The organism is Mesorhizobium sp. XAP4 (assembly GCF_029269325.1).
Classification (GTDB): domain Bacteria; phylum Pseudomonadota; class Alphaproteobacteria; order Rhizobiales; family Rhizobiaceae; genus Mesorhizobium; species Mesorhizobium ciceri.
Genome location: NZ_JARIXW010000003.1, coordinates 627,467 through 649,290 on the forward strand (window position 1 = coordinate 627,467; position 21,824 = coordinate 649,290).

The following is a 21,824-nucleotide window of genomic DNA, read 5'->3' on the forward strand; positions in this document are numbered from 1 at the left end:
ATTTTCCGCCCATCTTGTGCCATAAGAATTTTTTCCTGCTATATCTTGCGTTTTCATGTTTCGTTCCTATATACATAGAGCTAGCTATTTTGACGCGTTTTTGAGGGAGTTGGTCCAATGCTCTTCAGCGAAACGGCACCCGGTCTAGATGACCTTCTTCTCGACACAGTGACAGTCATCGAACTGAGCGATCACGATCGCGAAGTGGCAGACAATCGGTATGGGCGGCTGAAGCCCCATCTTGAGCGCACAACAAGCCCGCTGCGCCCCTACCTGATGAGCAGCGCCAGCCTCATTTACGCGCAGGGTTCAATGGCCATCGGTGCAACAATTGTTAGCGGCACCGACGACGACAGGTTCGATGTGGATGCTTTGGTCGACATGCCGGTCCCGAGCCACTGGTCAGATGACGATGTGCTCGACCAGTTATTTGACGCGTTGCAGGGCTTCCCCGATGTACGCGAAATCGTACGATGCACGCGCTGCGTTCAGATGCGGTTCGCATTCATGCATATGGACGTGACCATCCTCGATCCAGCACGGGCCCCACGAGCCGAACGCGTTGGGGAGATTTTTCATAGCCCCGACCACGGGAATGGGTACCGCGTCCCTTCAAACCCCTATGGCTTCGCGGCATGGTATCGGCAGAGCGTAGTGTATCCGTCGCGCGAGTTTCTCGATGACATCAGGCATCGGCGCCGTTCGTTCGGCGTCAATCGTTTGCCTGACCTATCTATTTTCGCAAAAGCGGACCAGGAGAATTTGCCGCCTGTCATCCCGGAGCGGGTTGATGCGCAACAGGTGTATGCATTGAAACTCATGAAGCGCTTCCTCAATCTTCGATACGAGGATCGTGACATCAAGCGCCCGCCGTCGATCTATTTGACGAAACTGTCTGCTACATGCGGATATGATCCGCGAGGGCTGACTGCCCAGCTTGAACGCTTCGCTTCCAAGATCCAGTCCGAAATGAACGCTGCTTTTCTGGCCAACAGCGGGCCTGACGAGCGCAATCCAAGCTATGATCCCGATCGATTGAACGATCGTTGGCCGAACACACAGGCTGACCGCAAAACCCTTGCCGGGGACATGGCGTTTCTCATTCAGGAACTGCAGAAGGCGCGGTATTCAGAGATCAAGGATATGCTCAAGATTATTGCTGAGCTGTTTGGAGAGCGCGTCAAGGAAAGAACATTCGAGACGTTTACCAAGCGGATGGACCAAAGCACTGGGCGGCGCGGGATGAGCTTCGAGCGCGGTACCGGCACAGTTCTTCCGGCCAGCGTTATCATGGCTCCGGCAGTGTCACGGGCCGCAGTGCCGAGCCACAACTTCCATTGCGAGGACGACAAAGAGTAATGAAGGGGCTGTCCTTTCACCAGCGGCCGCGCAGCCTCGGTTCGCAACAAGCAAGAATGGCGTCTAGGTGGCCGCAATTTCAGTTCTCCCAACTGAAGGGATCGATGGTCAGCTGGGAGGGAAGAGTTCGTGGGTTTCAGAGGCCTTATCTGATTGAGGCCTTTTGGGACGCAACCTCGCCTGACAAGCCTTATGTGGTCTTGCGCGATCCGCCGCTTAAACCACGAGACGGCAAGGCCTTCGAGGACATCCCGCATCTTCTGTTCTATCGGGAACGCCCCGAGCTTTCCGGGCTTTGCCTGTTTGATCCAAACGGGCAAGAGTGGTCGAACAAGCTTCTCATAGCAGACACGACCATAGCGTGGTCTGCCGAGTGGCTTCTTTATTATGAGCTATGGCACCTCGATGGTGTTTGGCGAGGAGGCGGAGTTGGACCCGAGAACATCGCCGAAGCGCGGGCCGCGACCATTTACCGAGAGACGGGTGAACTCGCTAAGGAAGCGCCGGGATCGGTTGCCCTGGCCGCCCAATAAGCCTTTCCGTATTCTTTCGCTTGATGGCGGCGGTATCCGAGGAGTTTACGCAGCCACGCTGTTAGCGCGTGTTGAGGCCGCGATCACGAATGGTCGGCCAATCGCAGACTACTTCGACACGATTGCTGGGACTTCGACGGGAGGCATTATTGCCCTTGGTCTGGGCCTGAAAAAGACCGCTTCCGAAATACAGGACCTCTACGTCAAAAACGGCAACCAAGTTTTCCCTGAGTTCTGGTCACGACATCCGAACCTAAAGTTCGTCTATCAGTGTTTCCGTGTTCTGCACGATCATCGTGTGCTTGAGAGACTGCTGTATAGCGTTTTTCGGGATGACCGGCTCGGCGACTCTCAGGCTCGGCTGGTCATACCGGCCTTCCTCGGGCCAAAGACCGAGATCGCGGTGCTCAAAACTGACCATCACTACGACTTCAAGCAGGATTACAAAATGGCCGCGTGGGAGGCCGCACGGGCTACGTCGGCCGCTCCCGCTTTCTTTCCGGGTCATGGGGGCGACGACTATGTGTTCCTCGACGGCGGCGTGTGGGCAAATAACCCGATAATGGCGGCGGTAATAGACGCGTTGTCTGCGTATGATATCTCGCGGGAGCAGATCGAGATTTTCTCTATCGGGACTGGCAATGCCCCTTATGAGATCAGCAAGCTCGCAGTGCGAGGCGGATTTTTCAACTGGCTTGAAATTATCAAGGGCGCGATGTTCTTGACGACTGACAATGCTCAGGCCCAGGCCACGCTTCTTCTCGGCCCGGAGAAAATTCTGCGACTAGAACCGACCGGCGAAGCTGCAGCAATAGCTCTGGATGATTGGCGGTCTGCCGTTGACAACCTAGTCCCACTCGCCAAGGCCGACTTTGAAGCTCACCGTGCCGAGATAGCAGCCTTCTTTCAGGAGAAAGTAGAACCCCGGCATCGTTTTTATACTGAGCCAATTACGAAATATGAGCTTTAGAGGCTAAGCCTATTATCCCTCATCCTTCCAAATGACACGCCGCACGGTCTTAATTTCGGCAAGCCGCGTAACCTGAATGCCTTGCAGTTCTCGTGCGGAAGGGTTCTGTGTCTCGGCGTGCATGTACTCGTTCTTGCCGCATCGTTTGCAACTCATTTTGTTGCCGACCAACTCGGCTTCAATGTCTCCAAAGATTTCCCTCAGGTCACTCGGCAGGTACCAGCGCTTGACGCTGCAGAGCCCGCAGCGGACCAGCACGAGTTGCCCAATCTCATGGGCATTGCTGAGCTTCCATTCCCCGCCGCGCTTTCGTCTTCCACCAGTGTCAGGCATGGCCCAAAAATAGGAACTTATTCCTCTCTTGGTCAATCCGCTCTTGACATTTATGTTCTCTTTTTGTTCACTGTGGATATCTAAGCATTTGGAGCAATCGTCATGGCCCACATCGTGACACTTGACAGCCGCCAAGAGGCCGCTCTTCAAGCGGTCGCCGACAAGTTCGTTGCCGTCCACAAGGGCGACGTGATGAAGGCGCTCAAGGAAATGATCGTTCTCAACGGTCGTCTTCAGGACCAGCTTGACGCGCGTTCGGCACGACGCCGGGCGGCACGATAGGAGGACCGGCAATGGGCGTCATGCATTTGGACGTTGAGGCCAAAGCCGAACTGCATTCGGAAGCGGTGAAGCTGATCGCTCGATACGAGAGTCCGCTTGAGACCGTGAAGGCGCTTATGGTCTACAACTGTGAGCTTGAGACCAAGATACTCGCCATCGCCCACCGGCATCCGGGGGTAGCGACCGTTAGCTATGACGACACGCCGGTGATGTTGGGGTGATGACGGGCGTGAGCGACGAAATCAGGCTTCCTATACCCGAACACGTTACAGCCCCCGGTATCCAGCATCATTGGTGCGAGCGTCCTGGCTGCGGCAAGGATGCCGGCTGGGGGTTCGCAAAGCCAAAACAAGCACCGCATTGGTTCTGTTTCAAGCATCGTGGCGATGGTGAGAAGTGCCTGTAGGGTAAAGCAATGCCAGCCGAGCAACAGCAAGTCGATCCTCCCGCCATGGACTGGGAGCTTGCCGTTGATCAGGCCATAGCCGCCAACGGTGGAGACGCCCGAGAGGCAGCAAAGGCGCTCCTTGTCGCCAATGCCTCATTGGAACGTGAGGTGGCTCTATGGGCCCCTGCCGTCAGCTATGGGTTTAGCCGGGGATGGCACAGACGTAGGCGCGGTGAGACCGACTAAACGGAGACACCAAATGTCAGATCACATTCTTCCCCAACAGAAGGCCCCCAAGCTCATCGTCGTTACCGCCTTTGACCGCGACGAGAGCGGTGATCTTCAGCCAGCTTTTGGACCAGCCGAACAGCAGACCGAGGACAGGGCCATAAGGACCGCGAAGGGCTTGGCGGGGAAACATGCCGGGGTCATTGCCTGGTCGCGCGAGGCCAATCCGGCGCTTGGCGAATACGGGGAACCGACGACCCTCTTTGTAGGTGGCGACGTGCCAGACATGGAGTAAAAATCCCTTGACCCTATCCTCCCCGGGGGGATACGGGTGATGCCATGTCTGACAACTTACATGCATCGCATCCCGCCATCGTGAAGCGGCTAAAGCGCGCCCAAGGGCACCTCTCGGCCGTGCTGTCCATGTTTGAGGCGCATCGTCCCTGTGTTGACCTTGCCCAGCAGCTTCACGCCGTTGAAAGCGCCATCAGCAGCGCAAAGCGTGAGTTGATCCACGACCACATCGAACATTGTCTGACCGACACTGCTGAACCCGGTGGCGCACATGACAGCCTCGCCGAACTCAAGCAACTGGCCAAATACCTATGAACGGCATCGGCGCACGCATCCTCGATTGGTTCGGCTTTGGTTCCCATGACCATAACGGGCACGGGCACGGGCACGACCATTCCTCTCGCGGCCATACCCATGGCGTCATTGATGCGACCATCGCCACGACTGATCGCGGCATTTGGGCGATCAAATGGTCGTTCATCATTCTTGCGGTCACGGCACTTTTGCAGATTGGCGTTGTGGTGCTGTCAGGCAGTGTGGCGCTGCTCGCGGATACAATCCACAACGTAGGTGATGCTACTACCGCTGTACCGCTCTGGATCGCGTTCATTCTGGCACGCCGGAAGCCCACTAAGACGTTCACCTACGGCCTTGGCCGGGTCGAAGACCTCGCGGGGATCATCATCGTTCTGATCATCCTCTTTAGCGCCATTGTCGCCGGGTATCAGGCGATTGACCGGCTAATCCATCCTCAAGCAGTCACACACCTTGGTTGGCTGGCAGCAGCCGGTATCGTCGGCTTTCTTGGAAATGAGGCTGTGGCGGTGTTCCGCATAAGGGTGGGCCGCGAGATCAATAGTGCGGCGCTGATCGCGGACGGCTACCATGCGCGGACGGATGGACTTACTAGCCTTGCCGTTGTGATCGGTGCGCTTGGCGTCTGGTTAGGTTTTCCCCTTGCCGATCCAATCATTGGACTTTTGATCACGGTGGCAATCTTGGGAATTGTCTGGCAGTCAGCCCGCTCCGTCCTTACCCGTATGCTCGACGGCATTGAGCCCGGCGTAATTGAGGACATCCACCACGCAGCAGCGCACGTCCCGGGAGCCCAAATCGTAGATGCGAAGGCGCGATGGATAGGCCATAAACTCCACGCAGACGTGGCGATTAACGTTGACCAGTCCCTCTCGCTTTCGGCGGCGAGTAGGATCGCCGACACCCTTGAGCAAGAGATGTTGGAACACATGCCAGCCCTCGCCACCGCAAACGTTCGCTTCTCGGCAGAACCGGCTGGTCACGGCCATCCACATGCGCCCGAACACGATCATGGGGACGGGACATCTCACTCTCACGACCACTGAGGGTCACGTCGACGGTGCCATTTCTGGTATATTGAGCCGATGCTTCATTCGCTTATCGAATATCAGCGAACGATTTATCTGGCCCTCGCTGAGCAGATAAAGCTGCTTCAGACGGGAGGCGATTGGCTGGCATTCGTGGCCTTCCTGCCTATGGGGATCTTGTTTGGGGCGGCTCACGCATTGACACCGGGACATAGCAAAGCGGTCCTTGCCACTTACCTTGCCGGATCAGACGCGACGGTGTCTCGCGGCCTATTCGTGTCGCTCACGCTGTCGTTCACACACATCACAATCGCGGTTCTGATCGCGGTTCTCTCCTTGCCCCTTGTGTCCATTGCGCTGGGTAGCGTGGGCCGCGCTCCGCTTCTCGAAGACATCAGCCGTGGCCTACTCGGCCTTATTGGCGCCTGGATGGTTTGGCGGGCGGTTCGCCATGGCCGCCACCATCATCATGAAGGCGAGGTTGTGGGCGTGATGGCCGGATTGATCCCATGCCCGCTTACTCTGTTCGTGATGACCTTCGCGATCTCTCGTGGCGTTCCCGGAGCGGGCATCCTTTTCGCTATTGCGATGATGCTGGGGGTCGCGCTGACCCTATCCTTTGTCGCGCTCCTATCGATCTTGTTCCGTCAGCGGCTGATGCACTTCTTCGACAGAAGCCCTCGGGTGTTTGAGGCTATCTCGCGCGGATTGGAGGGCGTGGCGGGGCTATTCCTTGCGGGAGTAGCAGTTTGGCAAATCGCTGCCTGACTGCGCTAACGTGGAGGCTATGGTAGTCGCTCTTTTTTCCTCTTCAAATGTGTGAAACATCGGCTGTCGGCAATAAAGCCAATGATTGGAGCCGACAGTATGACACACTTCAAGATCGTGTTTTTTGAAAGCAGAGGCCGGGTTGTTGCAGAGCGCACCATCCCCTGCGAAAGCTACTGGGATGCATGTCAGTGGGGGTGGAAAAATATGCCCTCCAGAGCGGAAGATTTTCACGCCGAGGAAGCCTCGTACGAGGAGAAGGTGGAGGAGTCCGAGCGGGAGAATGACCTAATAATTCTGAGAGCTTTTCACATTCTCAGGAAGCGGGCTGGGCTGACCAAAGGTCTGACGTGAGTGCATTTGGGCGTCGGCCTCGCGGCCCTGTCTATTCAGCGAAAAAAGGTGGGGGCAAGGACGCACGCCTTATGGCAAGCGAGCCCGTCAGCCGACTTCAGGTTATCGTCAGGTAAGCGATCGGAGCTTCGCCTATACCGATAGAGGAGCCTGACGGGACTGAAGTTGCGGCTCAGGTGAGACAAAAGAAATGATCATCAATGATGACCATCAATCTGGTCTCCAAAGCCTGTCTCAAAAGCGAAGCTGGCATCGCGGTCGGTTGTCCCATGAACGGCGAAGCCGTCTCACCTATGGGTTTCCGACTGGGGGCCGCCAGTTATCTCCTCGACGAGGTCTGACAGGCCCCCCAGTTACCTCTCTATAGTATAGCGACGACCAGTTTCTTTGACTTAGAGGTTGCTAATGGACCTTGCGTGGTACCAAACCGCCTGCTTGGACATGCCACTCAGTTGAACGATCTCGGCCTGCGTTCTGCCTTCGGCCAGTAGTTCCCGCACGGTATCCCGAGCCTTGGGTTTTTTGACGGCTCCCGCTGGTGCCTTCAGGAACCGCGCGAGAAACTCAAGTCCATCTGGGGTCACCAAGGTTCTGACCCAGTTCTCTTCCCTCTGTCCGTAATGAATGGATATCAGACGGCCGTCACCCACCGCTGCTCTGGTGGCCACAGCGTCATGGCGATACTCCGGTTTCCTCACCGTCGGGTCGGTCACCATGGGCACCATGCGCCAAGCAACGCGGCGCCCGACGAGCCCCTGACGCTCCAGCATGGGGATGAGCTTTCGGACGGTGGTGTCGATCCCGTGGCGTTCCCGTAAGACGTCGAGGGCCTTCGAGAGTGACAGGCAATCGGTAACGATCTCGCCAGTGATGGGGTTGAAGATTTCTCCGCGAGCAAGGATGGGCCGACCGCACTCGGCCTTGTAGCGGACGCTTTCGGCGATCACCTCTGCGGCGGTGAGTGACCGGCCGCCACGGGCAAAGGCTGCAGACTTGTGTTGCTTGACCCATGCCCTGAGGCCGGGCGTGGGCTTGGTGTGCATAGTCATGGCGATGGAATGCCTTTCTTCGGGCCTTACGGCGTGTTGGGACTCGATTGGCTGAGGTTGGCAGTATAGGGGGCGGCCGGGCTTGACGCGTCTCAGGCCACGCTCTGGGGGTCGGGCGGCGTTGCCGTTCCGAAGGGCCTTAGTTTCATCGACCGAATGGCGGCCGGTGAACGAGTTCAGGCACCTGGTCTTGGTTGTGGGCGTGGTGCCCTTGGCGACAGGCCGTGAAGAAAACGGGGGCGAAGCGGCGAGGAGCTTCGTACTCTATCATTATGGGTGGGTAATCGTTCATGGAGGGCGTTCTATCCCTCAGTATGGGAACTTAATTAGCAGCCGCTAATTTTCGCGGTCTATCACTCAATATGAGCGGGCAATATCAGCGGATTGCGCACGGGCGTTGCCACGAAGGCAGCAAGCGCGTCGCTCCTCTATATGGATACCTATTCCATATGAGTACCTAATCAGCCCGGCTCGCCGGTGCTGTCGAAGATAATCGCGTGGCTGTAGCCGCTTCGCATCGTGACGACCGCCCTCCTGAGAGTCTTGCTGTCGCTCTCAAGGTCTATGCGAGACACAAGGTTGGAGATCAGCCCTTGGGCTCCCTTCCGATCCTCCTTGGCCAGCCGCGTAATCTCTTCCTGATCCATCTCGAAGTCGATGATAGCCGCCGCGTTTTCGCGGAACCTCGCCTCATTCTCGCGGATGGCTACGATCTCCTTCCGCTTCGCCTCTATTTGGCGGGCCAGTTCGTCGGCCTTGCCTAAGAGGACCTTGCGGACCTCGGCGGTTTCAGCTTCGGCAATACCGGCGAGGACGTTGGATTGCTTGGCCTCAAGGGCACGTATGGCCTCCTCAAGTTTTCCCGTGAGATCAGGGGCCGTCTGATCCTGCGGTACAGGAACAGCCATGAAACCAATGCGGTCAATCAACTCTCGCTCGAACTGGTGATATGGCCAGTTAGGGGCAGTGCATTCGGTGCGCTTGAACGTCTTCCCTGTGCAGGTCAAGTAACCCCACGACATACCGCCTTTCTTCGAGGATGTGAGGGCCATTGAGGAGCCGCAGTGGCTACAGTGGACCATGCGGGGGAACAGGTTTGATGTACGGCCTACCTGTCTGCTGTGCTGTCGGGCCCTGGTGCGCTGACGGGTGGCCAGCCATTCGGTCTCGCTGATCAGGACAGGGAAGTAGCCCGGCACCTCCTCGCCCTTAAGGACAAGGCACCCATAGGCCGCTGGTGAGCGGAGGACATCGCCGACCACAACTTGAGCCCATGAGTTCCCTGCGGGTGAGGGGATGCCGCGAGTGTTCAGTAGCTTTGTAATGGCCTGCTGCCCATGACCTTCCTTGGCAAGCTCGAAGATAAGGCGGGCGTCGTCGGCACGGGCATTGAGGCCGTAGGTTTCCCGGTCAATCCAAAAGGGTAGCTTCGCAACCTTGACCCGCCCGGCACCACTGGCGACCGCCTCACGCGCCTTCTGTGCCTTGCGGGACCATGCCTCGCCCACCCGATGCGATAGCTTGGCGCTGTACTCATAAGCCGCCTGCATGGACATGAGGGACATCATGAGGCTGGCGAAGTTAGCGCGGTAGTCTTCGTACGTATGGACCCGCTGGTCCTGCAGGGTCACCAAGGTAAGGCCGGTCTTGAGGAGTTCGGAGAGGACGGGCTGGGCATCCATGGGATGAATGCGCGAGAAGCGGTCGAGGTTCTCAAGGAGGAGGACCGTATCGCTCGGGATGGTCCCGGCCTTCACATCTGCAATGAACTGCCCAAGGCTTGCCTCAAGGTCGAGGTTGCCGCCCTTGAAGGCTGACACGCCGTTGTCGACCAATTGTCTGTCGAGGGTTAATCCATGGATTGCACAGAAGGTCTCGGCATTCTTGGTCTGTCGGGCAAGGCTGTCGCCCTGGGCCTGCTTGCCAGATGACCAGCGAGCATAGGAAATCGCATTGCGGCCCTTGAGCTCGCGGGGCTGTAGCATGACTGGACGGTCTCCGTTGGTGCCTGGAGACCGCCCAATATCAGTCTGCAGAATTAAAGTCTATGCCAGGTCTGGCTCTTGCAGATCAGCCCGCCGAGCACGCAGCCGCTCATCTTGAGAGAGGTGCCCGACAATGTCGCCTTGCCCGAATAGGTCTTGTCGTTTGCCGGATCGGTGATGTTGCCGGCATATTTGTTGTCGCCCGTCGCCTTGAGCGAGCCGATGGTCTTGCCGGCATATTTGCCGGACTTGAGCGTGATGGAAAACGAGCCGCCGCCAGCGATGGCTGCGGTGTCGCCGGCCTGCGTCTTCCAATTGCCCTCGATCGGATCGGCCCAGGCCGCACCGGCCATGATCAATGTGGCCGCAAGGGCCAGGCTCACTCTTCGAAACATGTCTTCCTCCCTTTAGATGTCCGGCCGGATGCTCCGCCTCGCCGGTCTGCCGCTTACGCAAACGTAAGCTAATCCAGCTCCCGGCAAAACAAAAGCGGTGCCGCAACGGAAGACTTTCGGATTTTGAAGGGCCCCGAATGCGCCTCCTGGCCAAGGAAATGAAACGATCGGCGCATCGCCTTTGTCTCCTGTGGTTAGCGAAGTCTTGAATTGGCATCGGGAAATTTTCGTCAAATTTGACGCAAGCAGGCTGAATTGCTGGCTTTGTATCCTTAACGAATTTCCGCGTTTACCTCTTGTTTTAGCTTTGTTTTCCTCAAATTAAGCACGCCATTTAACGACGGATTCAAGCCTGCACGGCATTCTCGAAAGCATCGGAAGAGCAGCCGCCAAGGACGAAAGAAGGCAGCTCTCGGGAGCCTGACAGGGGCCGGAAACAGGGGATTGAAATGGCACGTTTTGAAATGCTTGAAGCAGGTTTCGGCGCCATGGGGGCAACTGCCCAGGCCGACATCCTTTTCGAACTGGGCATGATGTATGCGACCGGACGCGATTGCGAGACCGATGTCGTTGCCGCCCACAAATGGTTCAACATCGCCGCCATCAAGGGCTCGGCCCGCGCCGCGGAACTGCGCTCGGAACTGTCGGCGGCCATGTCGAAGGTCGAGATCGCCACGGCGCTTCGCGAAGCCCGCGAATGGATGACCATGCACTGAAATCTGCCAATCGCAGACAGGCCTATCGAAGACAGGGAAGCTCCGGGATCAAGGCCGCACAGACGGCCGGACCCGGCGAAATTGAAGGCCGCGCAAGACGGTCACGAGGGCAAGAGAAAGAACGCGGCAGGCCGCAAGGCCCAGTCGTGCGCGACACAGGGAAGCTGAGCGGGATTTTTAGGGGCGGGGCGCCTGGAGATTGCTCGACGGGCAAAAAGCCACGACCAGCCGGAACAAGGCTGGCGTGGCTTTTTGCGTGGATGACGTCTTGCAGGCCCAATCGAGCGGCGCCAATGCGCCTAGACAGGCCGAATGAAGGATGAAATTGTCCCGCCTCTCTGGAAGAAGCGTGGCCGGGGCGGCCGCGCGTGAGTGGAGGAGTTCTACCATCATGAAAAAATTGAGTATTTTGAACGCGGCCATATTCGGCCTGATGATGAGCACGCCGGTCGCATTCGCCGACGATATCACCTTTGCGGTGATCGGCCCGATGACCGGACAGCTCGCCACCATCGGCGATCAGTTCAAGCAGGGCGCACAGGCCGCTGCCGATGCGATCAACGCCGCTGGCGGCGTCAACGGGTCGATGATCAAGCTTGATATCGAAGACGACCAGTGCGATCCCAAGCAGGCGGTGTCGGTTGCCAACCGCGTCGTCGCCGATGGCGTCAAGTTCATCGACGGCCATGCCTGCTCGGGTTCGAGCATTCCGGCCTCGGCCGTCTATGCCGAAGCCGGCGCGCTGATGATGAGCCCGGCTTCTTCCAACCCGGTGCTGACCGACGCGGCCGCCAAGGCCGGCTGGCCGACGATCATGCGCCTTTATACGCGTGACGATGCGCAGGGCGCCTTCATCGGCCCATGGATCGCCAAGAAGTTCGCCGGCAAGAATGTCGTCGTCCTGCACGACAAGAGCGCCTACGGACAGGGCGTGGCTGACGCCGTCAGGGCAACGATGAATGCCGGCGGCCTCAAGGAGGTCTACTATGACGGCATCAACGCTGGCGAGAAGGACTATTCGGCTCTCGTCACCAAGCTCAAGGACTTGAAAGCCGACGTCGTCTATTTCGGCGGCTACCATCCTGAAGCTGGCCTGATCCTGCGTCAGTCGGCGGAACAGAACCTGAAGTTCCAGCTGATAATGCCGGACTCCATCGCCTCGCCGGAATTCTGGCAGGTCGCTGGCCCGGCCGGCGAGGGCACCATGTTCGTCTTCCCGTCGGATCCGCAGGCAAAGCCGGAAGCCAAGGCAGCCGTCGAGAAAATCAAGGCCGGCGGTTTCGTGCCGGAGGGCTTCACGCTGTTCTCATACGCCACCATCCAGGCATTCGCCGAAGGCATCAAGCGTGCCGGCAGCGACGATCCGGCCAAGGTTGCTGAGGCGCTGAAGAACGGCACGCCGATCAGCACCGTTGTCGGTAATGTCACCTTCGACGAGAAGGGCGATCTCAAGAATGCCAGCTACGACATCAACCAGTGGCATGACGGAAAATATGCGCCGATCGCGCAGTAATCGCCGGCCCGGCGACTGAATAGCATAGAGAAATGGCCGGGTTCGTCCCGGCCATTTTGTTGTTTACCTTCAAACCGTCAGCTGGCTACAGCGGTCGAGATAGCTTGTTCCTCGAAGAATCGCACCAGCACTGTCCCGTCGGTCACCTGCGCGCCCTCGGTGGCAATCTCGGCGATCACGCCGTCATGCGGCGCGGCGATGGTGTGTTCCATCTTCATCGCCTCCAGGATCAGCAGCGGTTGGCCCTTGATCACGGCATCGCCCTTTCCCACGCGTACCAGCTTGACCAGTCCCGGCATCGGCGCGCGCAGGCTGCCTGAACCCGCCGCTGCCTCGTCGGCCCGTGCCAGCGGGTCCGGCACCGTAAAGGTGTAGCCGACGGCGCCTTCGAACACGGTGATGTGGCCTGGCCAGCGGGCGAGGCGTGGTGTTGAGCGAAAATCACGCGAATTGGTGTCGTCATAGGGCTTGTCTAGCGTCACCTGGAACCGCCCGTCATGCCGCACCGAAACTTTCGCGACGATTTCGTCTTCGCCAAACTTCAATCGTGTGCGTCGCGCCACGCTGTGGAAATGCGCATAACCGGCAAGCGACGACCACGGATCGTTGGGTGACGGCGATGCTCCGGCGCCGGAGGCCGCAACGGCCGCGGCAGCGATGGTTTCGCCGGTCGGCGGCGCGACCTCGGTCAGCGCCGTCTGGTGCCTGGCGATCAGGCTGGTGTCGACGTCGCCTGCGGCGAAATCCTGATCGGCGGCGAGAGCGGCAAGAAAGGCGGTGTTGACGGTCGAGCCGGCGATCTCGGTCCGGGATAGCGCCGCGCCAAGCGCCTCCAGAGCCGCCTGCCTGTCCGTTGCGTGGACGACCAGCTTGGCAATCATCGGGTCGTAATAGGGCGAGATGGCGTCACCCGCTCGCACGCCAGTCTCGATGCGCATCGTGGCGCCTTGCGGGGCCGCATCCGGAAATTTCAGATGATGCAGCGTACCGGTCGCCGGCAGGAACCCTTTTGCCGCGTCCTCGGCATAGATGCGCGCCTCGAAGGCATGGCCGACGAGCGCGATCTCGCTTTGCGTCTTGGGCAGCTTTTCGCCTGACGCGACCCGCAACTGCCACTCGACCAGGTCGGTGCCGGTGACCATTTCGGTGACCGGGTGCTCGACCTGCAGACGGGTGTTCATCTCCATGAACCAGAAGCGGTCGGCCTTCAGGCCCTGCGAGGCATCGACGATGAACTCGATGGTGCCGGCGCCTGAATAATTGATCGCCTTGGCGGCCTTCACCGCCGCCTCCGTCATCGCCTTGCGCAAAGCGGGCGTCATGCCGGGCGCCGGCGATTCCTCGATCACCTTCTGGTGGCGGCGCTGCGCCGAGCAGTCGCGCTCGTAGAGATGCACGACATTGCCCAAATTGTCGCCGAAGACCTGCACTTCGATATGGCGCGGCTTGTCGACATATTTTTCGACCAGCACACGGTCGTCGCCGAACGCGGCTTTCGCCTCGCGCCGTGCGCTGGACAACGCCTCGGAAAACTCATCGGGATGCTCGACCCGGCGCATGCCCTTGCCGCCGCCGCCGGCGCGCGCCTTGATCAGTACGGGATAGCCGATCTCGCGCGCCTTGGAGGCAAGCAGCACGATCTCCTGCGCCTCGCCATGATAGCCCGGCACGACCGGCACGCCGGCCTTTTCCATCAGCCGCTTGGCGGCGTCCTTCAGCCCCATGGCACGGATAGAGGCCGCGGATGGGCCGATGAAAATGAGCCCCGCCGCTGTCACCTGGTCGACGAAATCGGGATTTTCCGACAGGAAGCCGTAGCCGGGATGAATGGCTTGCGCACCCGTTGCCAGGGCCGCCGCGATGATCTTGTCGCCGCGCAGATAGCTTTCGCCGACGGGCGAGGCGCCGATATGCACCGCCTCGTCGGCCATCTCGACATGCAGGGATTTTGCGTCGGCATCCGAATAGATGGCGACGGTACGCACGCCCAGCTTCCGAGCCGTACGGATGACACGGCAAGCGATCTCGCCGCGGTTGGCGATCAGGATCTTGGCGAACATGGAGCCTCCGCATGTAAGGTTCGAAGTCCATGGGAAGCATGGCGCTTGAACACCCCCCTCTGTCCGGCAGGACAGAGGGGGGTGCTGTCCCGCGAGCCTTTTAAGCCCTCGGAGTAGACCTCTCCCTTACCAGGGAAGTGCTCTACCTTGCGGTCGGCTGTACCTACTTCGAGGCCGCGATCTCGCAACCGCCGCCGGTCGTGACTTTGTAGTGGCCGCGGGTGGACTGACAGGATTTCATCGCCAACTCTTCGGCCGTCTTTTGAGATGGTGCGTTGAGGTGGCCGCCGCAAACTATGTACGACGACATTATCCGTGCGTAGGGAGTGGTTGCGTACGCTGAATGGCCACCGGCCGCGACATAGGCCTTGTAGGCCTTGGTGCAGGGATCCTTGGGATTTCGCGGCAGGTACGGCGGGAAACGCTTGTCTCCCTCGCTTCCCGCCAGTGAGCCGGCCATGCCCGCTCCGGATGCTGCGAACACCAGCAATACAGCCAATATCGCCATGGCTGTTCGCTTGGAATTCGTGGATTTCATTTTGTCTTCCCCAAGGAGAAAAACCGGGCGCTTTCCGGTCTATTTGGACGCGGCGATGCTGCAGGCGCCGGCGACAGTAACCTTGTATTTGCTTTTGCTGGCCTGACAGGATTTCAGTGCCAGTTCCGCCGCCGCCTTTTGTGACGATGCATTCAGCTTCACGCCGCAAACGAAGTACTCGGTCGCCGGAACGATTGGCGTCGCCGCGAAAGCCGAATGGCCTGCGGCTGCGAGATACGCTGCATAGGCCTTCCCGCAGCCCCCGGTGGTTCCTATAGGAATGGTCACCGGGTAGCGCACGTCGCCCTTGCTGCCTGCCAGCGATCCGGCCATGGCAGCGGTGGAGGCCGCCACCATCAGCAAGCCTGCCACTATAGGGGTGGCTGCTCGTTTGCAGGTCCCGGATTTCATTCTGCTTCCCCCATTCGCAAAAAAGTCTCGGCCGGTTGCTTATTTCGATGACGAGATTGCGCAGCCGCCACTCGCGGTCTTGAGCTTCCACCGTGTCAACCCGGCCTGGCAATTGCGTAGCGCCGTCTCTTCCGCCGCCTTCTGGGACGGCGCGTTGAGCTTCGTCCCGCAGATGATGTAGAGGTCGACAACGCGCGAATAAAAGGTTGTGGCGTAGGCCGAATGGCCGCTCGCCGCGACGTAACCCTTGTAGGCAACGTTGCATTCGCCCGAACCCAAGGTCGGCGGAAAACGCACGTCTCCCTTGCGTCCTGCGAGCGATTCCGCCGAGCTGATGCCGGTCGCCGTTAATATTAGAAATGCGGAAAGTATCGAAGCAGCCGTTCCCTGGCAATATTTCAGTTTCATTTCCAGCCCGTCCCCATTGCCCCATGCTGGATAAACAGTAGCGAATATTTTGTCCCCCCGCCAGTTCACTGTTTGAGATTCGAAGCCGCCTATACTGACCAATCGCTTGGTCCATACAGTTCAGCCTTTTCACACGGCAGCAACGGCCTGCCGGTATAGTTCCGCCGTTTGGCTGTCGAAGTTGACCGTCCATTCTCACATCCGAAACACGCCAAAGCGCGTGTCCTCGATTTCGGCGTTGAGCGCGGCCGACAGGCTGAGCGCCAGCACGTCGCGCGTCTTCGCAGGGTCGATGATGCCATCGTCCCAGAGGCGTGCGGACGAATAGAGCGGATGGCCCTCATGCTCGTATTTCATCAGGATAGGCTTCTTGAATTTCGCCTCTTCCTCGGCGCTCCATTCTCCGCCCTTGCGCTCGATGCCTTCGCGTTTGACCATGGCAAGCACCGTTGCCGCCTGTTCGCCGCCCATCACCGAGATGCGGGCGTTCGGCCACATCCACAGGAAGCGCGGTGAATAGGCGCGGCCGCACATGCCGTAATTGCCGGCGCCGAACGAACCGCCGATGATGACAGTCACCTTCGGCACCCTGGCGGTGGCAACCGCCATCACCAGCTTGGCGCCATCCTTGGCGATGCCGCCTGCTTCATATTTTCGACCGACCATGAAGCCGGTGATGTTCTGCAGGAAGACCAATGGAATTTTGCGCTGGCAGCACAGTTCGATGAAGTGCGCGCCCTTCAGCGCGCTTTCGGAAAACAGCACGCCGTTGTTGGCGATGATGCCGACCGGCATGCCATGGAGATGGGCAAAGCCGGTGATCAGCGTGGTGCCGTAATTCTGCTTGAACTCGTCGAATTCGGAACCGTCGACGACGCGCGCGATGACCTCGCGCGCGTCATAGGGCTGGCGCAGGTCGGTCGGCACGATGCCATAAAGTTCATCCGCCGGATGAAGCGGCGGAATCGCTCTCCTAGAGTTCAGGCTTACAGTCTTGTTCCGATTCAGGTTCTTGACGATGCGCCGGCAGATGGCGAGGGCATGGTCGTCGTCCAGCGCATAGTGGTCGGCAACACCGGAAAGCCTGGTGTGCACATCCGCACCGCCGAGATCCTCGGCACTGACATCCTCGCCCGTCGCCGCCTTCACCAGCGGCGGGCCGCCGAGGAAGATGGTTGCCTGATTGCGCACCATGATCGTCTCGTCGGACATCGCCGGCACATAGGCGCCGCCCGCCGTGCACGAACCCATGACGCAGGCGATCTGCGGAATGCCTGATGCCGACATGTTGGCCTGGTTGTAGAAGATGCGGCCGAAATGCTCGCGGTCGGGAAACACCTCGTCCTGGTTGGGCAGATTGGCGCCGCCGCTGTCGACGAGGTAGATGCAGGGAAGATTGTTCTGCAGCGCTATCTCCTGCGCCCGCAAATGCTTCTTCACGGTCAGCGGATAATAGGTGCCGCCCTTCACGGTGGCGTCGTTGACGACGACCATCACCTCGGTGCCTTCGACGCGGCCGATGCCGGCGATCATGCCGGCCGAAGAGATCTCCTCGCCATACATCGACCATGCCGCGAACTGGCCGATCTCGAGGAAGGGTGAGCCGACATCCAGCAATTGCGCAAGGCGCTCGCGCGGCAGAAGCTTGCCGCGCGAGATATGGCGCTCACGCGCTTCCTCCGAACCGCCGAGCTCGACGGTGGCAGCCTTCTCCGCAATGTCGGCGACCAGCGCCCGCATGCGCTCGGCATTGGCACGGAAGGTTTCGGAGGAGGGGGAGATCTGAGAGGTAAGAGCGGGCATTTCAGAATTCCAAATGCTGAGACTGTAGCGTCTTCCATTCTGCGTCGTAGTTAGAAATTTCTTCGTTTTTACTATACATGATAATGTCGGCATATAATTTGTAGTAAAAAATGTATTTATTTTCGAATATATCATTATATTCGAGCTTCGCAAATATGTATGGAATATTAAAATCGTTAAAACTATTATTACCGAAATGGTCATTCATATTTTCATCAATTATTGACATAACGACAGTAGGTACGTGGACATCAGTGTTTATTCCGGAAGTGATGTGAGATTTTCTGAAATTTAGCGCGTCGCCCAACACATAATAGGCTGAATAGGCGTTATTCGCGTATTCGACGGATTTTCCAGATTTGTGTAGCTTAAAACTATTTGGAAGAGACCTAAGTAAATTATTTATTTCCCAGCTAATGGTGACATTTAGCATCGGCCCTTGTCCGACGTTCTCTAAGGCAAGAAACGTTTCGCTTGAGTTTTCTTCAGCAGGGATTCGCCGCTCGAATCTGTGTCCTATCAAGACAGGATAGGGCCTAACCGAGTTTTTGCTTTGCCGTCGCATTTCACGAGCTGTCAGCCACGCCGCAATCGCGGCAGCAAGTGTTCCTGCCGTTCCTAAGATTTGAAAAATCGTCTGCGCATTGTTTTCCACAGCCCCTACACCCCCTCCGCCATGATCTCGCGGCCGATCAGCCAGCGGCGGATTTCGCTGGTGCCGGCGCCGATCTCGTAGAGCTTGGCGTCGCGCAGCAGGCGGCCGGTCGGGTAGTCGTTGATGTAGCCATTTCCGCCAAGCAGCTGGATGGCGTCGAGCGCCATCAGCGTCGCCTTCTCGGCGGCAAACAGCACGCAGCCGGCGGCATCCTTGCGCGTCGTCTGGCCACGATCGCAGGCGGCGGCGACGGCATAGACATAGGCGCGCGCGGCATTCAGCGTCGTGTACATGTCGGCCAGCTTGCCCTGCACCAGTTGGAACTCGCCGATCGCCTGTCCGAACTGCTTGCGCTCATGCACATAGGGGATTGCCACGTCGAGGCACGCCGCCATCAGGCCGATCGGGCCGCCGGCAAGCACCGTGCGCTCATAGTCTAGGCCAGACATCAGCACTTCGACGCCGCGCCCTTCCTCATGCAGCACGTTGTCGAAGGGCACCTCGACATCCCTAAACACCAGCTCGCCGGTGTTGGAGCCGCGCATGCCGAGCTTGTCGAGCTTTTGCGCCACGGAAAATCCGGCAAAAGCCTTCTCGACGATGAAGGCGGTGATGCCGCGCGATTTCTGGTCCGGATCCGTCTTGGCATAGACCACCAGCGTCTCGGCGTCCGGCCCGTTGGTGATCCACATCTTGGTGCCGTTGAGCACGTAGCGGTCATTGCGCTTTTCGGCGCGCAGCTTCAGCGAGACGACGTCCGAGCCGGCGCCGGATTCCGACATCGCCAGCGCGCCGACTCGCTCGCCCGAGCACAGTGGCGGCAGGTATTTTTCCTTCTGCGCCGGCGTCGCCCAGCGGTTGATCTGGTTGACGCAGAGGTTGGAATGGGCACCGTAGGAGAGGCCGACCGAGGCCGAAGCGCGCGAAATCTCCTCGACGGCGATCACATGGGCGAGATAGCCCATGCCGCTGCCGCCGAAATCGGGGTCGGCGGTGATGCCGAGCAGGCCGAGCGCACCGAATTCGCCCCACAGATGCGCCGGGAATTCGTTCGAGCGATCGATGTCGGCGGCGATCGGCGCGATCCGGTCCTGGGCAAAGCGCCGCACCATGTCGCGCAGCGCCTCGATCTCTTCGTCATGCCCGAAGCTGAGCGTGTTGGTGTACATTTTTCTCCTCCCTGCGCATGACCCCGAAAATCGACTTTGATTTTCGGAAAGGGATCATGCGCGAATCAAAATGCTGCAGCGTCCTTTGCGCGTCCGAAGGGACGCGCGGCGCTGTAGGCGTCGATCTTCGCGCCGACGAGCCGCATTGTCATTGAAAGATATCTCGTGGTCACTTCGCCGATCGACAGCCGTTCGCCCGGCCGAAACCAGACGATGACGCCGGTCATCATCTGGATCAGCGCCATGGCCGTCAGACCGGTGTCGTCGATGCTGAAGGCGCCCGTCTCGGCGCCGTCGCGTAAAATGGTGCGCAACTCCTTCTCGTAGGCCGTGCGCATGTGCAGGATCTGCGTCAGCCTTTCCGGCGACAGGCTGCGCAACTCCATGTTCGACACATGCGTGGCGTGCCGACGCTCGATGTGGAAAGTGATGTGGTTTTCGACATAGGCCGAAAGCCGCTGCACGGGATCCGCACTAACCGGGCGAGCTGTTTCCCACGCTTCGGTCAAACCTTCCATGTGCTCGCGCATCAGCGTAAACAGAAGCTCTTCCTTGGTCGGAAAGTAGCGGTAGAGCGCGGCCGCCTGTACGCCGACCTCGGCGGCGAGCTGCCGCATCGACATCGCCTCGTAGCCAAAACGCGCGATCAGATTGACCGCCGCCTCACGAATGGTCGCTTCGGTCTTTTCGCCATCAGACCCGGCGGTGCGTGCCATGTCAGCTCCTCTGCGGAGCAATAATAAAACGAACGTTTAATTAATTCAAGGCGCTCAATCCAGATCCGCCTTCATGCCACGATTCTGAACCCAACAGAGGCGTTGTCTGCCTCCAACTCCTCGACGTCGACCTTGGAAACCAAAGCCCCGGCCGGCCCTTTCCAGAGGCGCTCGATCATTGTCGAGACCGCCTCATCGAGGCCTGCGATCTCGGCCGTTACGGACCCGTCCGCTTCATTGCAAACCCAGCCCGCAAGACCAAGGCTCGTGGCCTCATCCCGGGCCCAGGCTCTGAAGCCGACACCTTGCACGTTGCCGTAGACGCGTGCGTGCACTTTCCTGCGATGACCAGCCACGAATCTCTCCAAGCCTGTCTCGTTTTGAATCTGGCGCACGGCCCGAGGAATGCAACCTGCGCGCGGACGCAATAGCTGGGCCTTCCGGCTTTAGCTGGCCTTCTGGCCTTGAATTTAATTGACTCAGTCCACTAATTTAGGAAAATGGAACTGCTTTATTAGGAGCTGGCCGCAAATGTTGGACGAACGCAACGCATTGGTGGCCGATGTCCGGCGCTTCAATCGCTTCTACACGCGCACTGTCGGCCTTCTCGACGAGACGCTGACACAAAGTGCATTCACTTTGACCGAGGCGCGCGTGCTGTTCGAACTGGGTCACCGCAGCAACCCGGCTTCCGCCGAAATCGCCGGCGAGCGAGGTTTCCTGGCTGGGGCTTTTCGGCTGGAGAATGGCCCGGCGGCCTCCGAAATATCGAGACAGTTGCGTGTCGATGCCGCCTATCTGACGCGGATCCTGCGCAAGTTCGCGGGCCAGGGGCTGACCGAGGCCAGAACGGACCCGGCTGACCGGCGCCGAAGGGTCCTCTCGCTGACCGCAAGGGGCGAGGCAGCGCTTGCCAGGCTGCAGGCGGCGGCCGATCGGGATACGGCGCGGCTGATCGAAAGCGTACCCGACGACAGGTTGCATGAACTGCGCAGCGCCTTGCGCAAGGCGGGGGAATTGCTGGGTGATCCCACCCGTGAAAGCGGCGAGGTGACGTTGCGGCCGCACCGCGTCGGCGATGTCGGCTGGGTCGTGCAGCGCCAGGCCCAACTTTATGCCGAGGAATATGGCTGGACGATCGAGTTCGAGGCCATGCTCGCCGAGATCGGCGCCGATTTCATTCGCAATTTCGTGCCCGGCCGCGATTTCTGCTGGATCGCCGAGCGCGGTGGTCAGCCGGTCGGCGCGGTGTTCCTGGTTCATCAGGATGATAAGGTGGCCAAGCTGAGAATGCTGCATGTCGAGGCGTCGGCGCGCGGCTTCGGCATCGGCAAACGACTGGTGGCGGAATGCGTGAACCAGGCCCGGGCTTGCGGCTACGCCAAGCTGGTTCTGTGGACCAACGACATCCTCGTTGCGGCGCGCGCGATCTACGAACGTGCCGGCTTCAGGCTGGTCTCGCAGGAGCACCACCGCAGCTTCGGCAAGGATCTGACCGGCCAGACCTGGGAAATGGATTTGTAGGCGGCTTTTGCTGCCGGCTGCGCGCCAGCG

The 21,824-nt window shown here is 59.2% G+C and carries 26 protein-coding genes and 1 pseudogene; 14 read left to right on the forward strand and 13 right to left on the reverse strand.

Annotated features, from left to right (window positions below; all coding sequences use genetic code 11):
• The first annotated feature begins 117 nt into the window (after positions 1-117).
• Genes P3C39_RS16425 through P3C39_RS16435 form a run of 3 tightly spaced genes read left to right on the forward strand, consistent with a single transcriptional unit; the run spans position 118 to position 2,862 of the window.
• Positions 118-1,359, forward strand: coding sequence for a nucleotidyltransferase (locus P3C39_RS16425; protein ID WP_275953666.1), 1,242 nt, complete (start codon positions 118-120; stop codon positions 1,357-1,359).
• The gene (locus P3C39_RS16430; protein ID WP_275953665.1) at positions 1,359-1,892 is read left to right on the forward strand and encodes a hypothetical protein; all 534 of its coding nucleotides are present in this window, start codon (positions 1,359-1,361) and stop codon (positions 1,890-1,892) included. Before P3C39_RS16425 ends, P3C39_RS16430 begins: the two co-directional genes overlap by 1 nt.
• The gene (locus P3C39_RS16435) at positions 1,873-2,862 is read left to right on the forward strand and encodes a CBASS cGAMP-activated phospholipase (RefSeq protein WP_275953664.1); all 990 of its coding nucleotides are present in this window, start codon (positions 1,873-1,875) and stop codon (positions 2,860-2,862) included. Before P3C39_RS16430 ends, P3C39_RS16435 begins: the two co-directional genes overlap by 20 nt.
• 12 nt (positions 2,863-2,874) lie before the next feature.
• Here P3C39_RS16435 and P3C39_RS16440 read toward each other — a convergent pair whose 3' ends face one another.
• Entirely contained in the window at positions 2,875-3,306 is a 432-nt protein-coding gene (locus tag P3C39_RS16440) for a hypothetical protein (protein WP_275953663.1), read from the reverse strand.
• On the opposite strand from P3C39_RS16440, the gene P3C39_RS16445 reads away from it, so the two are divergent.
• The 8 genes and pseudogenes from P3C39_RS16445 (at position 3,298) to P3C39_RS16485 (ending at position 7,193) form a co-directional block, all read left to right on the forward strand.
• On the forward strand, positions 3,298-3,477 hold the full coding sequence (locus P3C39_RS16445) for a hypothetical protein (protein WP_275953662.1): 180 nt from the start codon (positions 3,298-3,300) through the stop codon (positions 3,475-3,477). The two genes, P3C39_RS16440 and P3C39_RS16445, sit on opposite strands and share 9 nt — an antisense overlap.
• Before the next feature lie 11 nt (positions 3,478-3,488).
• Positions 3,489-3,698 carry a hypothetical protein gene (locus P3C39_RS16450; RefSeq protein ID WP_275953661.1) on the forward strand — a complete coding sequence of 70 codons (210 nt, stop codon included), beginning with the start codon at positions 3,489-3,491 and terminating at the stop codon, positions 3,696-3,698.
• A gap of 426 nt (positions 3,699-4,124) precedes the next feature.
• On the forward strand, positions 4,125-4,388 hold the full coding sequence (locus P3C39_RS16460) for a hypothetical protein (protein ID WP_275953659.1): 264 nt from the start codon (positions 4,125-4,127) through the stop codon (positions 4,386-4,388).
• A gap of 44 nt (positions 4,389-4,432) precedes the next feature.
• Positions 4,433-4,702: a metal-sensing transcriptional repressor gene (locus tag P3C39_RS16465; protein WP_275953658.1), complete on the forward strand. Its 270-nt coding sequence runs from the start codon at positions 4,433-4,435 to the stop codon at positions 4,700-4,702.
• Positions 4,699-5,664, forward strand: a pseudogene (locus P3C39_RS16470) (cation diffusion facilitator family transporter); the annotation flags it as partial. The gene P3C39_RS16465 and the pseudogene P3C39_RS16470, both read left to right, overlap by 4 nt.
• Before the next feature lie 123 nt (positions 5,665-5,787).
• The gene (locus tag P3C39_RS16475) at positions 5,788-6,498 is read left to right on the forward strand and encodes a sulfite exporter TauE/SafE family protein (protein ID WP_275953657.1); all 711 of its coding nucleotides are present in this window, start codon (positions 5,788-5,790) and stop codon (positions 6,496-6,498) included.
• Positions 6,499-6,597: 99 nt separating this feature from the next.
• Positions 6,598-6,852: a hypothetical protein gene (locus tag P3C39_RS16480; protein ID WP_275953656.1), complete on the forward strand. Its 255-nt coding sequence runs from the start codon at positions 6,598-6,600 to the stop codon at positions 6,850-6,852.
• Positions 6,853-7,052: 200 nt separating this feature from the next.
• The gene (locus P3C39_RS16485) at positions 7,053-7,193 is read left to right on the forward strand and encodes a hypothetical protein (protein ID WP_275953655.1); all 141 of its coding nucleotides are present in this window, start codon (positions 7,053-7,055) and stop codon (positions 7,191-7,193) included.
• Positions 7,194-7,244: 51 nt separating this feature from the next.
• Here P3C39_RS16485 and P3C39_RS16490 read toward each other — a convergent pair whose 3' ends face one another.
• The 3 genes from P3C39_RS16490 to P3C39_RS16500 all read right to left on the reverse strand — a co-directional run bounded on the left by P3C39_RS16490 (position 7,245) and on the right by P3C39_RS16500 (position 10,281).
• Positions 7,245-7,901, reverse strand: coding sequence for a hypothetical protein (locus P3C39_RS16490; RefSeq protein ID WP_275953654.1), 657 nt, complete (start codon positions 7,899-7,901; stop codon positions 7,245-7,247).
• Between the two features lie 461 nt (positions 7,902-8,362).
• Positions 8,363-9,886, reverse strand: a complete 1,524-nt coding sequence (locus tag P3C39_RS16495; protein ID WP_275953653.1) for a recombinase family protein — start codon at positions 9,884-9,886, stop codon at positions 8,363-8,365.
• A 53-nt stretch (positions 9,887-9,939) separates the two neighbouring features.
• Positions 9,940-10,281, reverse strand: a complete 342-nt coding sequence (locus P3C39_RS16500; RefSeq protein ID WP_064993369.1) for a DUF2147 domain-containing protein — start codon at positions 10,279-10,281, stop codon at positions 9,940-9,942.
• A 449-nt stretch (positions 10,282-10,730) separates the two neighbouring features.
• On the opposite strand from P3C39_RS16500, the gene P3C39_RS16505 reads away from it, so the two are divergent.
• A complete protein-coding gene (locus P3C39_RS16505; RefSeq protein ID WP_013532614.1) occupies positions 10,731-10,997 on the forward strand; it encodes a sel1 repeat family protein in 267 nt (88 codons plus the stop codon).
• Between the two features lie 391 nt (positions 10,998-11,388).
• Positions 11,389-12,510 carry an ABC transporter substrate-binding protein gene (locus P3C39_RS16510; RefSeq protein ID WP_013532613.1) on the forward strand — a complete coding sequence of 374 codons (1,122 nt, stop codon included), beginning with the start codon at positions 11,389-11,391 and terminating at the stop codon, positions 12,508-12,510.
• 77 nt (positions 12,511-12,587) lie between these two features.
• Here P3C39_RS16510 and P3C39_RS16515 read toward each other — a convergent pair whose 3' ends face one another.
• The 9 genes from P3C39_RS16515 to P3C39_RS16555 form a co-directional block, all read right to left on the reverse strand.
• Positions 12,588-14,570 (reverse strand): acetyl/propionyl/methylcrotonyl-CoA carboxylase subunit alpha, encoded by a 1,983-nt coding sequence (locus P3C39_RS16515; RefSeq protein ID WP_275953652.1) that lies wholly within the window; start codon positions 14,568-14,570, stop codon positions 12,588-12,590.
• 163 nt (positions 14,571-14,733) lie between these two features.
• The gene (locus P3C39_RS16520; RefSeq protein ID WP_275953650.1) at positions 14,734-15,108 is read right to left on the reverse strand and encodes a hypothetical protein; all 375 of its coding nucleotides are present in this window, start codon (positions 15,106-15,108) and stop codon (positions 14,734-14,736) included.
• Between the two features lie 39 nt (positions 15,109-15,147).
• Positions 15,148-15,519, reverse strand: a complete 372-nt coding sequence (locus P3C39_RS16525) for a hypothetical protein (RefSeq protein WP_013532610.1) — start codon at positions 15,517-15,519, stop codon at positions 15,148-15,150.
• Positions 15,520-15,558: 39 nt separating this feature from the next.
• Positions 15,559-16,029, reverse strand: coding sequence for a hypothetical protein (locus P3C39_RS16530; protein ID WP_318011939.1), 471 nt, complete (start codon positions 16,027-16,029; stop codon positions 15,559-15,561).
• Positions 16,030-16,122: 93 nt separating this feature from the next.
• On the reverse strand, positions 16,123-17,730 hold the full coding sequence (locus P3C39_RS16535) for a carboxyl transferase domain-containing protein (protein ID WP_275953646.1): 1,608 nt from the start codon (positions 17,728-17,730) through the stop codon (positions 16,123-16,125).
• Position 17,731: 1 nt separating this feature from the next.
• Positions 17,732-18,385, reverse strand: coding sequence for a hypothetical protein (locus P3C39_RS16540; RefSeq protein WP_275953644.1), 654 nt, complete (start codon positions 18,383-18,385; stop codon positions 17,732-17,734).
• A 5-nt stretch (positions 18,386-18,390) separates the two neighbouring features.
• On the reverse strand, positions 18,391-19,554 hold the full coding sequence (locus P3C39_RS16545) for an isovaleryl-CoA dehydrogenase (protein ID WP_275953642.1): 1,164 nt from the start codon (positions 19,552-19,554) through the stop codon (positions 18,391-18,393).
• A 65-nt stretch (positions 19,555-19,619) separates the two neighbouring features.
• On the reverse strand, positions 19,620-20,270 hold the full coding sequence (locus P3C39_RS16550) for a TetR/AcrR family transcriptional regulator (RefSeq protein WP_275953640.1): 651 nt from the start codon (positions 20,268-20,270) through the stop codon (positions 19,620-19,622).
• Between the two features lie 71 nt (positions 20,271-20,341).
• Complete coding sequence (locus P3C39_RS16555) at positions 20,342-20,626, reverse strand: acylphosphatase (protein WP_275953638.1); 285 nt, start codon at positions 20,624-20,626, stop codon at positions 20,342-20,344.
• A 175-nt stretch (positions 20,627-20,801) separates the two neighbouring features.
• Here P3C39_RS16555 and P3C39_RS16560 point away from each other — a divergent pair, with 175 nt between their 5' ends.
• Positions 20,802-21,794 carry a helix-turn-helix domain-containing GNAT family N-acetyltransferase gene (locus tag P3C39_RS16560; RefSeq protein ID WP_275953636.1) on the forward strand — a complete coding sequence of 331 codons (993 nt, stop codon included), beginning with the start codon at positions 20,802-20,804 and terminating at the stop codon, positions 21,792-21,794.
• Positions 21,795-21,824: the final 30 nt, after the last annotated feature.